The 13,113-nt window shown below is 65.1% G+C and carries 9 protein-coding genes; 8 read left to right on the top strand and 1 reads right to left on the bottom strand.

Annotation, left to right across the window (positions count from 1 at the left end; translation table 11 throughout):
- The first annotated feature begins 33 nt into the window (after positions 1-33).
- The 7 genes from ABIB80_RS12705 (at position 34) to ABIB80_RS12735 (ending at position 10,928) form a co-directional block, all read left to right on the top strand.
- On the top strand, positions 34-2,391 hold the full coding sequence (locus tag ABIB80_RS12705; RefSeq protein ID WP_354127550.1) for a TonB-dependent receptor: 2,358 nt from the start codon (positions 34-36) through the stop codon (positions 2,389-2,391).
- A gap of 11 nt (positions 2,392-2,402) precedes the next feature.
- The gene (locus ABIB80_RS12710) at positions 2,403-3,830 is read left to right on the top strand and encodes a PepSY domain-containing protein (protein ID WP_354127551.1); all 1,428 of its coding nucleotides are present in this window, start codon (positions 2,403-2,405) and stop codon (positions 3,828-3,830) included.
- 461 nt (positions 3,831-4,291) lie between these two features.
- A complete protein-coding gene (locus tag ABIB80_RS12715; RefSeq protein ID WP_354127552.1) occupies positions 4,292-6,301 on the top strand; it encodes a hydantoinase/oxoprolinase family protein in 2,010 nt (669 codons plus the stop codon).
- Positions 6,298-7,878 carry a hydantoinase B/oxoprolinase family protein gene (locus ABIB80_RS12720; protein WP_354127553.1) on the top strand — a complete coding sequence of 527 codons (1,581 nt, stop codon included), beginning with the start codon at positions 6,298-6,300 and terminating at the stop codon, positions 7,876-7,878. The genes ABIB80_RS12715 and ABIB80_RS12720 overlap by 4 nt, the downstream gene beginning before the upstream one ends.
- Positions 7,879-7,888: 10 nt before the next feature.
- On the top strand, positions 7,889-9,184 hold the full coding sequence (locus ABIB80_RS12725) for a class-III pyridoxal-phosphate-dependent aminotransferase (protein ID WP_354127554.1): 1,296 nt from the start codon (positions 7,889-7,891) through the stop codon (positions 9,182-9,184).
- Between the two features lie 137 nt (positions 9,185-9,321).
- Positions 9,322-10,254: an N-carbamoyl-D-amino-acid hydrolase gene (locus ABIB80_RS12730; protein WP_354127555.1), complete on the top strand. Its 933-nt coding sequence runs from the start codon at positions 9,322-9,324 to the stop codon at positions 10,252-10,254.
- 5 nt (positions 10,255-10,259) lie between these two features.
- A complete protein-coding gene (locus ABIB80_RS12735) occupies positions 10,260-10,928 on the top strand; it encodes a flavin reductase family protein (RefSeq protein ID WP_354127621.1) in 669 nt (222 codons plus the stop codon).
- Here the strand turns inward: ABIB80_RS12735 and ABIB80_RS12740 are convergent.
- Positions 10,925-11,587 (bottom strand): aspartate/glutamate racemase family protein, encoded by a 663-nt coding sequence (locus ABIB80_RS12740; RefSeq protein WP_007593113.1) that lies wholly within the window; start codon positions 11,585-11,587, stop codon positions 10,925-10,927. The genes ABIB80_RS12735 and ABIB80_RS12740 overlap by 4 nt on opposite strands.
- A 56-nt stretch (positions 11,588-11,643) precedes the next feature.
- On the opposite strand from ABIB80_RS12740, the gene hydA reads away from it, so the two are divergent.
- The gene (hydA, locus tag ABIB80_RS12745) at positions 11,644-13,113 is read left to right on the top strand and encodes a dihydropyrimidinase (RefSeq protein WP_354127556.1); all 1,470 of its coding nucleotides are present in this window, start codon (positions 11,644-11,646) and stop codon (positions 13,111-13,113) included.

A 13,113-nucleotide genomic window follows, 5' to 3' on the forward strand; every position in this document is an offset into this window, starting at 1 on the left:
CGTGCCACCGACGTCATACCGAGGTCCAAGACCGTGTCTCCTGTTCGCATTGTACGACCGCGTGCGTTCCTGCTCGCATCCGCCGCGCTCACATCCCTTGCCGCGCTTGATCCTCCCGGCGCACTGGCGCAGCAGGCCCGCGAACCTCTGCCGCCGGTCGAGGTGACGCCGGCCCAATCCCGCAAGCAGGCCAGGCCGGCCGGCCGAGAAGCGCAGGGCCCACGCCGCGCAGCTGCGCGCCGGCCGGCGGCTGCATCTGTAGCGCCCAAGCCCGTCGTGCCGACCGCGGCAGCACAGACGCCGCTCAACACCAATGCAGTCGCCGAAAGCGCCTCTCGCCTCGGCCTGACCGTGCGCGAAACGCCCGCGACCGTGGAGGTGATCTCGGCCGCAACCATGCGCGAGCAGGGCTACCGCACCGTGTCCGACGTCGCGCAGGGAGCGGTTGGCGTCACAGCCGGCGACAATCCGGCCGAGCCTTCGGCTTTCTCGATGCGCGGTTTCACCAACAGCCAAATCAACACGCTCTACAACGGCATCAAGATCGGTCCGCAGAACATGACCTCGCGGATCACCGACACGGCCAATCTGGAAGCTGTCGAATTCCTGAAGGGTCCGGCGTCACTGATGTCGGGCGAGGGCGCCGCCGGCGGCGCGATCAACTTCGTCACCAAGCAGCCGCACACCGGTCCGATCCGGAACGAGGCGGATTTCTCCTGGGATTCGCTGAACTCGTTCCGCGCGCATTACGGCTCGGGCGGCAGCACCAATGTGCAGGGGCTCGATTATCGCTTTGACGTCAGCCGTTCCTCGCTCAACGGCTTTGCCGACGACACCAACACCAAGACGCTCGACGTCTCGGGCCAGCTCAACTATCGCATCTCCGATAGCCTCAAGGTCTGGGGCGCGATCGAGTACCGCGAGGATCGCTCGAAAGCCTATTGGGGCGCGCCGCTGGTGCCGATTGCCTTCAGCGGCTCGCATGCGACGACGGGGATCGTGTCCGGCAATTACGTCTCGAACTACAACAAAACCAATCTCGGTGCGGTCACGATCGATGACCGCACCTTCAACACCAACTACAACGTCCTCGACAACAGGAACGTCGCGCAGGAGGTCTGGTTGCGCGGCGGTTTCGAGCTGAAGCTCGCGCCAGACCTGACGCTGAAGAGTCAGGCCTATGGCTACGGCGCGGAGCGCACGTGGTTCAACAATGAGGTCGAGGCGTTCAATTCCGGTACCAACATGGTGGATCGCGAGCGTTTCTACGTCGCGCACAGCCAACGCTTGGTCGGCAACGTCACCGACTTGATCTGGGATGCGAATATCGCCGGCTTTGACAACCGTTTGGTCACGACGCTGTCCTCAAGCTACCTTGATTTCGTGAGGCCGGGCGCCGCAAATTTCCCCGGCGATTCCGTTCCGCTGGTCGATCCGCCTCGCGGGTACTACGGCCTGCTCACCATCCAGCAGCAGACTGCGCGCATCGATAATGAGGCGCTGTCATTCGAGGACCGGCTGAAGCTCACGCGCAGCTTCGCGCTGGTTGGCGGCCTGCGCGTCGAGCATATCGGGCTCGACCGTAATTCGACCGACAATTTCGGTCTGGAGAAGGCGAACTTCCCGTTCTCGCAATCCTGGGTCCCGACGACGGGGCGCATCGGTTACACGTGGGAAGCGGTTCCGGCCCTGACCTTCTTCAGCCAATATGCGACCGGCGCCGACATCGCGGCCAACAACATCTTCCTGCTCAATCCGACCGATCCGCTCAACCTGACCACCGCGCGCACCTACGAGACTGGTGTCAAGCACCTGTTCTGGGACAACCGGGCGGAGTGGTCGTTCTCGGCCTACGACATCCTGCGCAAGAACGTCTATGCCGCGGCAGGCGGCATGCAGCTCAACCTGGCCGGACGGCAGGAGTCGAAGGGCGTCGAGCTGGCCGCCTCGGTGCGTCCGATCGAGCCTCTGCGTCTCTGGGGCAACATCGCCTATGTCGATGCGCGCTACGCCGACTACAATTTTGTCGGCGGCTCGTTCTCCGGCAACACGCCGCCGAACGTGCCACGCGTCGTCGCCAATGCCGGCGCGTCATACCGGTTCTTCACGCCCTGGGCGGTCGAGTTCGGTATCACCGGCCGCCATGTCGGCGACCGCTACAACACCGATGCCAACACCGTGACGCTGAAGGCCTACACTGTTGCGGACGTCTACGCTTTCGTCGACATCCCCAAGACCGTGTTCAACGCCGTCGAGCAGGCCCGCCTGACCTTCCGGGTGCGCAACATCGCCGACAAGCGTTACGCGATCTGGGGCGATCCATTCTATCCCGACCAGATCCTGCTGGGCGCGCCGCGCACCTACGAGATCTCGGCCGCGTTCAAATGGTAGGACGCTGATCGATGATGCGCGCGATCGTCCTGCTGCATCGATGGCTCGGGATCGCGTTCTGCCTGCTGTTCGCGATGTGGTTCGCGACGGGAATCGTGATGCACTTCGTTCCGTTTCCGTCCCTGACGGAAGCGGAACGCTTTGCCGGGCTCGTGCCGTTGGCTAGCGCGGAGACGGGGCTTGCGGTCGCCGATGCCGTTGCCGCGAGCGGGATTGCGGATGCGACGCGCGTTCGCCTGATCCAGCGCAGTGATGGACCGGTCTATGTCGTCGCGGGGCCGTCGCGCGCGGGCGCAGTCCGCGCCTCCGACGGGGTCGGCGCCTCGGTCGCGTCTTCCGAGGTCGCGCTGGCCATCGCGCGAGACCACGCACGCAGCCGTGGGCTGGATGCCGCGCGTGCCGCGATCGTTGCGCGCTCGGACTATGACCAATGGAGCGTGCCGAACGGCTTCGACCGCCACCGGCCCTTGTTTCGGGTTGGCCTGGGCGACGCCGCCGGAACGGAGGTCTATGTCTCCTCGCTCACCGGCGAGATCGTCCTGGATATGACGCGCAGCGAGCGCGGATGGAATCTCGTCGGGAGCGTGCTGCACTGGATCTATCCAACGATCCTGCGAAGCAACTGGTCGCTGTGGGATCGCGTGGTCTGGACCTTGTCGCTGCTGGCCCTGATCGCAGCTTTGCTTGGCGCTGTGCTCGGGCTTGCGCGGATCAAACCTCGGGGCGGTCTGATCGGGTCGCCCTATCGTGGCTGGCATGCGCTGCATCATCTCATCGGCCTCGCGGCGATGGTCTTCGTGCTGAGCTGGATTTTCAGTGGCTGGCTCTCCATGGATCACGGACGGCTGTTCTCGCGTGGGCAATTGACCTCGGCTGAATCCAGCGTGATGAACGCCCGACCGAACTGGACGGCGGCCCGATCGCTCGATCGGCAGCCTGTATCGCCGTCGGCCCGCGAGATCGAATGGTTTGCCTTCAACGGCACTCTCTATCGGCGGGATCGCACGGGCGTTGCCGCTCAGACCTTGATCAAGGCAGGGGATGCGCCGCGCGACGGACCAACGGGATCTCTGGATGTCCACGAGGTCCAGGGGCTGACCGCGCGCCTCGCAGCCGGCTGCGGCGCACCGTCGATACTTGCCGACAACGACAACTATCCCGCGCAGTCCACCGTCCCTGGTGCCCCGGTCTACCGCTCCTCCTGCGGCGACCTCTGGTTCGACATCGACGGCGCCGACGGCAATTTGCTGCAAAGGCTGGATTCGTCGCGGCGGGCTTATCGCTGGTTCTACGGCGCGCTGCACACGTTGGACTTTCCGGTCCTGGTCGCGCATCCGTTGCTGCGCGACGGCTTGGTCGTCGGGCTCTGCGCCCTCGGCTTTCTGTTCTCCATCACGGGCATCGTCATCGGCTCGCGTCGCCTGGTCGCGAGGCGTTGAGTGGGCAAAACGACCGCTTACTGATCGTACAATAAAGAGAGGCTGAGCCGACTGCCATGCATAGCTCATAAGCAATCGTATGGTCCGTAGCGCCGATCGATCGCCTGCAAATTAGACAGTGCGTCCGCGGCGCGTGGATTGCAGTGCAGCGGATGTGCCGTTTCGTCCGGGAAAACTCGTGGTGCGCTGCACTTAGCGCGCGTGGAACGATCCACACCGATGTGCACTCCCTGCGGGCAGCGCTGCACTAAAATGTGCCTCGGCGGGCAGCGCCGGTTGCGTGCTGGTCCTGTGCGTTGCGACAACGCTGGCCCTATCCGAAGCCCATCGCTCTGTCGCACGCTCGCAAGCAGTGGCATGACAGGGGATGACGATGAGCGCTCTCGGTTTGCGATTGAACCTCGCGAAGGACGGGAAGCACCCGGCGTCCGGTTCGAACGTCGTCCGCAGCTGACCCACGCATGAACACTGACGAAAATCACTGGGAGGTCGGCACCGATATCGGTGGCACCTTCACCGACATCATCGCGATCCGGCACTCCCCCGCGGAGGCGCGGATCGCGAAAGTGCCGTCGCGACCTCAAGCTCCGGTTCAGGCGATGCTGGAGGCAATCGAGGCGGTGGGCCTGCGCAAGAGCGAGGTCAAGCGCTTCGTCCACGGCACCACGCGCGTAACCAATGCCATCGTCGAAGGACGTTTGCCGAAAGTGGCGCTGGTGGCGACCGAAGGCTTTTCCGACGTGCTGGAGATCGCGCGCTATCGCCGCCGCGATCTCTATCGTCTCGACATTCCGCCAAAATCGCCGCCGCTGGTGCCGCCCGAACGATGTTTTGGCCTCGCCGAGCGCCTCGACCACGAGGGCCGGGTGCTGAAGGCGTTGGATGAAGCGGAGATCGAGCGCCTGGTGGCCTGGCTGAAGGGGACCGGCGTGCAGAGCGTCGCGGTCGCACTGCTTCACGCCTATGCCAATCCCGTCCACGAGAAAATGCTCGGCGAGCGGCTCAAGGGCGTCGTTGCCCACGTCTCGCTGTCGCACGAGGTCAATCCCGAGGCGCGCGAATACGAGCGGACCTCGGCGACCGTGTTCAACGCGGCCGCCATGCCGATCGCGGTGGAGTATCTCAGCGAACTGGAACTGCGACTGCCGATCGGTCCCGGCCTGCAGGTGTTTCATTCGGCCGGCGCCATGGTCCCGATCTCCGCCGTGAAGCGGCGGCCGCTGGTGATGGCGATGTCGGGCCCGGCGGCCGGCGTCTCCGCATCCGTCAGCATCGCGCGCCAGCTCGGCACATCGCGGATGCTGACGTTCGACATGGGCGGCACCACGACCGACGTGTGCCTGATCGTCGACGGCCAGGCCGAGATGACAGACGGCCGCATGCTCGGCGACAAGCCGCTGCGCCAGCCGATGCTTGCGGTTCACTCGATCGGCGCGGGCGGCGGCTCGATCGTGCGCAATGGTCCCGGCGGCCTGACCGTCGGACCGGAAAGCGCCGGCTCAGAGCCTGGACCGGCTTGCTACGGCCGCGGCGGTACCGAGCCGACCATCACCGACGCCAACGCCGTGCTCGGCTATCTCAATCCCGAAACCAAACTCGGCGACCGGATCGGAATCGACATCCAGGCAGCCAATGGTGTCATCGCGCCGATCGCGCGCGCTTTGGGGCTGAGCCTGACCGAAACCGCGCTCGGCATCATCAAGGTCGCGAACGCGACAATGGCGCGTGCGCTCCGCCGCGTCACGGTCGAGCGCGGCATCGACGGACGCGACTGCACGCTGCTCGCCTTTGGCGGTGGTGGCCCGATGCACGCCGCGGGGCTTGCCGATCTCTACGGAATTGCCGAGGTCGTCGTTCCCAGTGCATCAAGTGCTTTTTCGGCGCTGGGCTGTCTCACTGCCGATTTCAGCTTCCTCCAGCAGCAAACCTTGCGTGCTGCGCTTGACGGCATCGACCTCGCCCGCGTGTCGGAACGGATCGGGGTGCTGATTGACGATGCTTCGGCGCCGCTCGTCGCCAACGGCGTGGCCGCGACCGAGATTCAGGTCGAGCTGGTGGCCTTGATGCGCTACGCCGCGCAGAACGACGCCATTCCGGTTCCGTTTGCGCGACCGCTCGACGTCATCACGCTGAAGAAGGATTTTCTGGCCCGGCACCACGAGCTGTTCGGCTATGCGACCGGCGAGAGCTGCGTCATCGAATCCGTGCGGGTGCAGGCGCGCCGTCCGTCGCGCACCGTCGTGAGCCGGCCGTCCGTCGCGGTGAGGGCGGTCTCCACCGGCGAGCGCATCTGCTCGTTCGACGGCTTTCACGACATCGCAACAAGCATCATCGACCGCGCCTCGTTGACCGAGATTGTCAGCGGTCCGGCCATCATTGAAGACGCATGGTCGACCGTGGTGGTCCCGCCCGGCTGGCAGGCGCGGCCCGACGTTTCAGGCAATCTGTTCCTGACGCGGGTGGCCCCATGAAGATCGATCCGTTCGTCGTCGAGGTCATCAGGCACGGGCTCTCGGCCGCGGCCGAGGAGATGAGCCTGGTGATGACGCGCTCGGCGCGCTCGCCGCTGCTGCGCGAGGCCGGCGACCTGTCGTCGGCGATCACGGACGGCCGGGGTGACCTGGTCGGGCAGGGCCGCGACATCCCGATCCATCTCGGCGCGATGGCCTATACGGTTCTCGAATTGTTGAAGGTGGTGCCGCGGGACAGCCTGAACGAAGGCGATGCACTGATCTACAATGTCGGCCCGCTCGGCGGCAATCATCTCAACGACGTCAAGGTCGTGCGCCCCGTCTTCGTCGACGGCGAGATCGTGGCGTTCGCGGTCAGCCTCGCGCATTGGCCCGATATCGGCGGCACCTGGCCCGGCAGCTATTTTGCGAAAGCGATCGACACCTTCCAGGAGGCGATGCGCATTCCGCCGGTTCTGATCGCCACGGCAGCGGGCGTCAATACGCCGATCGTGCAGCTGCTCAAGGCCAATGTTCGCGATCCCGAATCCTGCGAGGGCGATCTTCTCGCCCAGATCGCCGCAACGAAAGCCGGCGAGAAGCGCATCTTCGAGCTTTGCCGCGAGCACGGCAAGGCAGTCTTCACGGCGGCGCAGGCGCGCCTGCACGATCTCTCCGAAATCGAGATGCGCGAGGCGTTGCGCGATCTGCCGGATGGCGTCTACGAGGGCGAGGATTATCTGGACGACGGCGGCGTCAACGCCGCGCCAGCGCGCATTCATGTCAAGATCACCATTGCAGGCGACGAAGCGACCTTCGATCTCTCGGGAAGCTGCGACCGCGTCTCGAATTTCTGCAACACCACGCCGTTCATGGCGCGCTCGGCGGTAGCCTATGCCGCGCGCATCATGAGCGGGCGCGACATGAACCAGAACGCGGGCGCGTTGCGGCCGCTGACCATCATCACGCGCCCGGGCTCGATCCTGGAGCCGGGGTGGAATGCCTCGGTTGCGGCCGGCAACCACGAGACCTCGATGCGCATCGTCGATGCGATCTTCCGCGCGATGCAGGATACCATTCCCGAGCGTCTGTCGGCCGGCGGGGCGACCACGGCGGGCGTCCTGTTTTTTGCCGAACCGCGGCAAAACGGTTCATGGAAGATGCTTTACGAGGTCCACGGCGGTGGCGAGGGCGCGCGGCATGATCGGGACGGCATCTCAGCGACGCGGGTGCATCTGTCCAACACCTCGAATACGCCGGTCGAGGTGATCGAGGCGAATTACGCGATCCAAGTCGAGCAGCAGGCCATTCGCAGGCATTCCGGCGGCGCGGGCGCCCATCGCGGCGGAGACGGAGTCGTGCGCACCTATCGTATCCTGGCGCCGTCGATGCATCTGACCACCTGCATCGAGCGCATGGTGATCGCGCCGTTCGGCATGCAGGGCGGCGAACCCGGCAAGCCCTGCCGCATCTCGCTGATCCGGCAGGGCGCGAACGTCGCGATCGACGGCAAGTCGAACCTGGTGCTGCAGCAAGGCGATCTCGTCAACATCGAGACCTGCGGCGGCGGTGGCTACGGCGCCGAGGCTGCGGAATGAAGGGATTGCAATGAGCAGATTGTTGCGAACCGGGCTGAATGCCGGCGACAGCGCGCCCATGGCCGTGGTCGGCGGCGAGGGCGTCTATTTTCATCTGTCGGATGGTCGCAAGCTCATCGACGGCAGCAACACCGGCGGCGGTCTCGGACATCGTCATCCCGCGATGGTGGAGGCGATCCGCCGCGCCGCGGATACGCCCGTCGTGAACGAGGGGTGGACCTGGGTCGGCCGCGAGCAGGCCGCTGACGATTTGATGGCCATCGCCTTCAAGGGCGAAGAGGATTGGGTCGGTGCGGTGCGCTTCTGCATCAGCGGCAGCGAGGCCAACGACATGGCGCTGTCACTTTGCCAGGCGCTGACGCAGCGGTCCGCGCTGGCAACGCGCGAACGCGCCTATCACGGCATTACGGGCCTGTCGCGCAGCATGACGGTGCAGCCGCAATGGCATGGCGGCCTCGCGGTGCACTCAGGCGGCTCGAAGCTGCCGGCGCCGATGGCGCCGGTGCGGATATTGCCGGCACCGCAGGGCGCGATCTATGGCGCGCCGGCTGACAACATTCCTCCCAGCGAATACCTGGCCGATGCCACGCGCCTGCTATCGGATACCGCAGCGACGATCATCGACTACACGCAGGGCGGCATCTATTACGACGGCGCCTATCAGGACGAGGTGGCGCGTTGCGCGCGGCAGGCTGGCTCCTACTGGATCGCCGACGAAGTGGTGACCGGCACCGGCCGCGCTGGGCGCTGGTTCGCCTTCCAAGGCGCCGAGAGCCGTCCTGACATCGTGACGCTCGGAAAATCGCTCGGTGGCGGTGCGGCGGCGGTTGCCGCGGTCGTAGTGTCGAAAGATATCGTCGAACGGCTCAAGGGCACGAGCTGGCAGAACTACGGCACGTTGCGTGGGCATCCCATCAGCATGGCCGCCGTCAGCGCCTATCTGAAAGTCGTCAGTGAAGAGAAGATTCTGGAGCACGTGAAGGGCGTCGAAAAGCTGTTCGCCCGCCGCCTGCTCGCCATCGCGCAGAAACATCCAAGCGTGCAGCGCGTGGCCGGGCAGGGGCTGCACTGGACCGTGGAGCTCCACGGCCCGGACTGGCGCTCCTGGCACGCCGACACCACCGAGGTGCCGATCGCCTCGCGCGTCGCGGAGCGGGCCCTGGAGGCAGGCGCCGTGATCGGCACCAGCGGCGAGCAGACTTCGCTGTTCCTCGCACCGCCACTCGTGATCTCCGAGCATGAGGTCGAGCAGCTTCTGGATGCACTGGACCACGGTCTCGATGTTGCGGATGAGGAGCAGACATGAGGGTGCATCGTGCAACGTACACCATGCCGATCGGCAGGCACCGGGTGGCAACTCCGGGCGAAGCTGCGTTAAGCTGCCGCGCGCCGGCACGTGCTTGAAACTGTAGCTTAGCTTAAGACATCACCAGGAAATCGCTGATGCGTATTGTCAATGTTGCCGCTGCCCAGATGGGCCCGATCCAGAAAGCCGACAGCCGCGAGGCCGTGGTCAAGCGCATGATCGCGCTGATGGATGAAGCCAAGAGCAAGGGCGCCGACCTGATCGTCTATCCGGAACTGGCGCTGACGACCTTCTTCCCGCGCTGGTATGTGGAGAACCGGGCCGAGTTCGACAATTGGTTTGAGCGCGAGATGCCGAATGCGGCGACCCGGCCGCTGTTCGAGCGCGCGGCGCAGCACCAGATGGCGATGAATTTTGGCTATGCGGAGCTGACGCCTGATGGACATCACTTCAACACCGCTGTTCTCACCGACAAGTCGGGCAAGATCGTCGGCAAATATCGCAAGATCCATTTGCCCGGCCATGTGGAATACGACACCAAACGCTCGCACCAGCATCTGGAAAAGCGCTATTTCGAGCCGGGCGATCTCGGCTTCAACGTCTGGCGCGAGCTCGGCGGCATCATCGGCATGGCCATCTGCAACGACCGCCGCTGGCCCGAGACCTATCGCGTGATGGGCTTGCAGGGCGTCGAGATGGTGCTGATCGGCTACAACACGCCGTCCGTGAATGCGGAGAGGAGCGATGAGGGCGTCGAGAAACGCCTGTTCCACAATCGCCTCTCGGCGCAGGCCGGCGCCTATCAGAACGCAACCTGGGTTGTCGCGGTGGCCAAGGCCGGCAATGAGGACGGCCACCCGCTGTTTGGCGGCAGCCTGATCGTCGATCCCAATGGCGAGATCGTCGCCGAGGCCAGGACAGAAGAGGACGAGCTGCTGGTCCACGCTTGCGATCTCGATGCCACCACGTTCGGCAAGACCACGATCTTCAATTTCGCGCAGCATCGCCGCATCGAGCATTACGGTCTGATCACCAGCCAGACCGGCGCGGTGCCACCGCCGGAGAAGTGATGTCGATGGCTGACAAGGGCACATCAGGTATTCCTTTGCGGGAGCTCGATCCGCGCGACCGCTACAAGCTGCTCTGCGGCGTGGTGGTGCCACGGCCGATTGCGCTGGTGACGACGCTCGATGCCAACGGAGCGGTCAACGCGGCGCCCTTCAGTTTCTTCAACGTGTTTTCCGAGAGCCCGGCGCTGATCGTGCTCGGCCTCCAGCACAAGCCGGATCACAGCCCGAAGGACACCACCCGCAACATCCATCGCGACGGCGAGTTCGTCGTTCACATGGTTGATGAGGCGCTCTCCGCAGCGATGAATGACTGCGCGGTCGATTTCCCGTCCGGTGACAGCGAGGTCGCTGCGGCAGGGCTCGCGACCCTTCCCTCAATCGACGTGAAGGTGCCGCGCCTCGCTGCGGCACCCTTTGCGCTCGAATGCCGGCGCCATGTCGCGTTAAATTTTTCGCCCGATCGCGAACTGCTGGTCGGCGAAGTGCTCCGGGTTCACCCCCGCGAGGGCCTCGTCAACGAGGCCAACATGTATGTCGACCTCGACGCCTACCGCCCGATCGGCCGCATGTTCGGCAATCTCTATACGACGCAGCGGGACACGTTCACGCTTGTCCGCGAGAGCCACGCGCAATGGATCGCGCGGCAGGACGCCAAAGAGCTGAAGGACGCCTAGTGATTCGAGAATTGCACCGTACCCAGCGCCATCGTGACGGCCGCCTGCGTCGGGTCGATTACGGCAATGCCGAGCGCGTCTTCGAGGGGACGGCGATGGCGCGCCATGCCGGCGCAGCCCATCACGATGGCGCGGGCGCCGTCCTCGTCGCGCAGCGCGCGGCCGATTTCGATCATCCTGGCCAGCGTGCCTTCGCCCGAGGCGGTTTCGGCGACGCTCATGTTGAGCGGCCGCTCGCCGGCGAGGCGTTCGGTCAGTCCCATCTGCCTGAGATAGCGCATGTGACGCGGGATCGAGCGCTGGGCGATCGCGATGACGCCAAAGGTCTCGGCGCGGGCCAGCGCCGTCAGCACGCCGCACTCGGCGATGCCGAACACGGGCCGGTCGGTGCCTTCACGGCAGACCTGAAGCCCGGGATCGCTGTAACAGGCGATGACAAAGGCGGCCGAGCTGTTGTCGCCCTCGACCAGCCGGCGCAGCGGCATCGCGACGCCATCGACATCGGCCTGGCTTTCAATGCCGAACGGTCCCTCGGCCAGCGTCTGGCAGACCAGTTCGGGGCCGCCCTCGAAACCGAGCGGCTTCAGCGCGTCCTCCAGCCCCTGCGTGACCGCGGGGTTGGAATTCGGATTGATGACGAGAATGCGCGGCCGGGCCATGATGGTTTTCCTGCGGAATGGCGATCACTTGGCTTTAGGCTATCACGGAGTGCCTCATGACTGAACCAGTTTACGACCTGATCATCCGCGGCGGCCGCGTCGCCACCACGACCGACGTGTTCGAGGCCGACGTCGCGATCTCCGGCGAGACCATCGCCGCTATCGGCCGCGGGCTTCCGGCGGCGAAGCGCGAGATCGACGCGCGCGGAAAGCTGGTTCTGCCCGGCGGCGTCGACAGCCACGCCCATATCGAGCAATTGTCCGCGGCCGGCATCATGAATGCCGACACCTTTGAGAGCGCGACCGTCTCGGCTGCCTTTGGCGGCACGACCACGGTGATTCCTTTCGCCGCCCAGCACGTCGGCATGAAGCTGCCGCAGGTGGTCGAGGATTATCACGCGCTGGCGAAGAAGGGCGCCGTGATCGACTACGCCTTTCACATGATCATCGCCGATGCGACCAAAGAAACGGTCGAGGAGCATATCCCCGCGCTGGTGAAGCAGGGCCATGCCTCGATCAAGATTTTCATGACCTATGACCGGCTCAAGGTCGACGACGAGCCGCTGCTGGATATCCTTCTGGCCGCGCGCCAGTCCGGCGCGATGTTGTGCGCCCATGCCGAAAACCACGGCATCATCGCCTGGATGGTGAAGCGCCTGCTCGCGCGCGGCTACACAATGCCGAAATATCACGCCGTCAGCCACGCCCGCGTGTCCGAGGCGGAGGCCTTCACCCGGTTGATCGGCATGGCGGCGCTAATCGACCAGCCCATCATGATCTTCCATGTCTCGACTGCCGAAGGCGCCAAGGTGATCCGCGACTCGCGCGGGCAGGGGCTGAAGGTGTTTGCCGAGACCTGTCCGCAATATCTGTTCCTGACCGCCGCCGATCTCGACAAGCCCGGGGCGGAAGGCGCCAAGTGGATGTGCAGCCCGCCGCCGCGGACGCATTCGGACCAGGAGGCGCTGTGGCAGGCGCTATCGCTGGGCGATCTCCAGACCATCTCGTCGGATCACGCGCCGTATCGCTACGACGAGACCGGCAAGCTGCGTGCCGGTCCCAATCCCAACTTCAAGCAGGTCGCCAATGGCCTGCCGGGACTGGAACTGCGCTTGCCGTTGCTGTTCGACGCGATGGTGTCGAACGGGCGGCTGGGCCTGGAAAAATTCGTGGAGCTGACCGCGACCGCGCCAGCAAAAATCTACAATCTGCATCCGCGCAAGGGCTCGATCGCGGTCGGCGCTGATGCCGATATCGCGATCTGGGATCCCGATCGTGAGACCGTGATCGCCGACGAGATGATGCACGATCTCGCCGGCTACACACCGTTTGCGGGACGGAAGCTGAAGGGTTGGCCGATGTCGGTGCTGTCGCGCGGTCGGGTGATCATCGACGGCAACAAGTGCCTCGCGAGCGCTGGCAGCGGACAGTTCCTGGCCCGCAGCGGGGGCGAGGCGGCCAAGCCGACGGGGCGGCTCGTCGCCGACATGGACCCTGAACGCAATTTCGGAGCAAACCTGCTGTGA

Origin of the sequence: Bradyrhizobium sp. i1.15.2 (assembly GCF_040548425.1) — a bacterium.
GTDB lineage: Bacteria > Pseudomonadota > Alphaproteobacteria > Rhizobiales > Xanthobacteraceae > Bradyrhizobium > Bradyrhizobium canariense.

Coding starts and splice junctions, on each gene's coding strand:
- ABIB80_RS12710 (WP_354127551.1), top strand. CDS start 2,403: ATGATGCGCGCGATCGTCCTGCTGCATCGATGGCTCGGGATCGCGTTC.
- ABIB80_RS12730 (WP_354127555.1), top strand. CDS start 9,322: ATGCGTATTGTCAATGTTGCCGCTGCCCAGATGGGCCCGATCCAGAAA.
- ABIB80_RS12735 (WP_354127621.1), top strand. CDS start 10,260: ATGGCTGACAAGGGCACATCAGGTATTCCTTTGCGGGAGCTCGATCCG.
- ABIB80_RS12715 (WP_354127552.1), top strand. CDS start 4,292: ATGAACACTGACGAAAATCACTGGGAGGTCGGCACCGATATCGGTGGC.
- ABIB80_RS12740 (WP_007593113.1), bottom strand. CDS start 11,587: ATGGCCCGGCCGCGCATTCTCGTCATCAATCCGAATTCCAACCCCGCG.
- ABIB80_RS12725 (WP_354127554.1), top strand. CDS start 7,889: ATGAGCAGATTGTTGCGAACCGGGCTGAATGCCGGCGACAGCGCGCCC.
- hydA (WP_354127556.1), top strand. CDS start 11,644: ATGACTGAACCAGTTTACGACCTGATCATCCGCGGCGGCCGCGTCGCC.
- ABIB80_RS12720 (WP_354127553.1), top strand. CDS start 6,298: ATGAAGATCGATCCGTTCGTCGTCGAGGTCATCAGGCACGGGCTCTCG.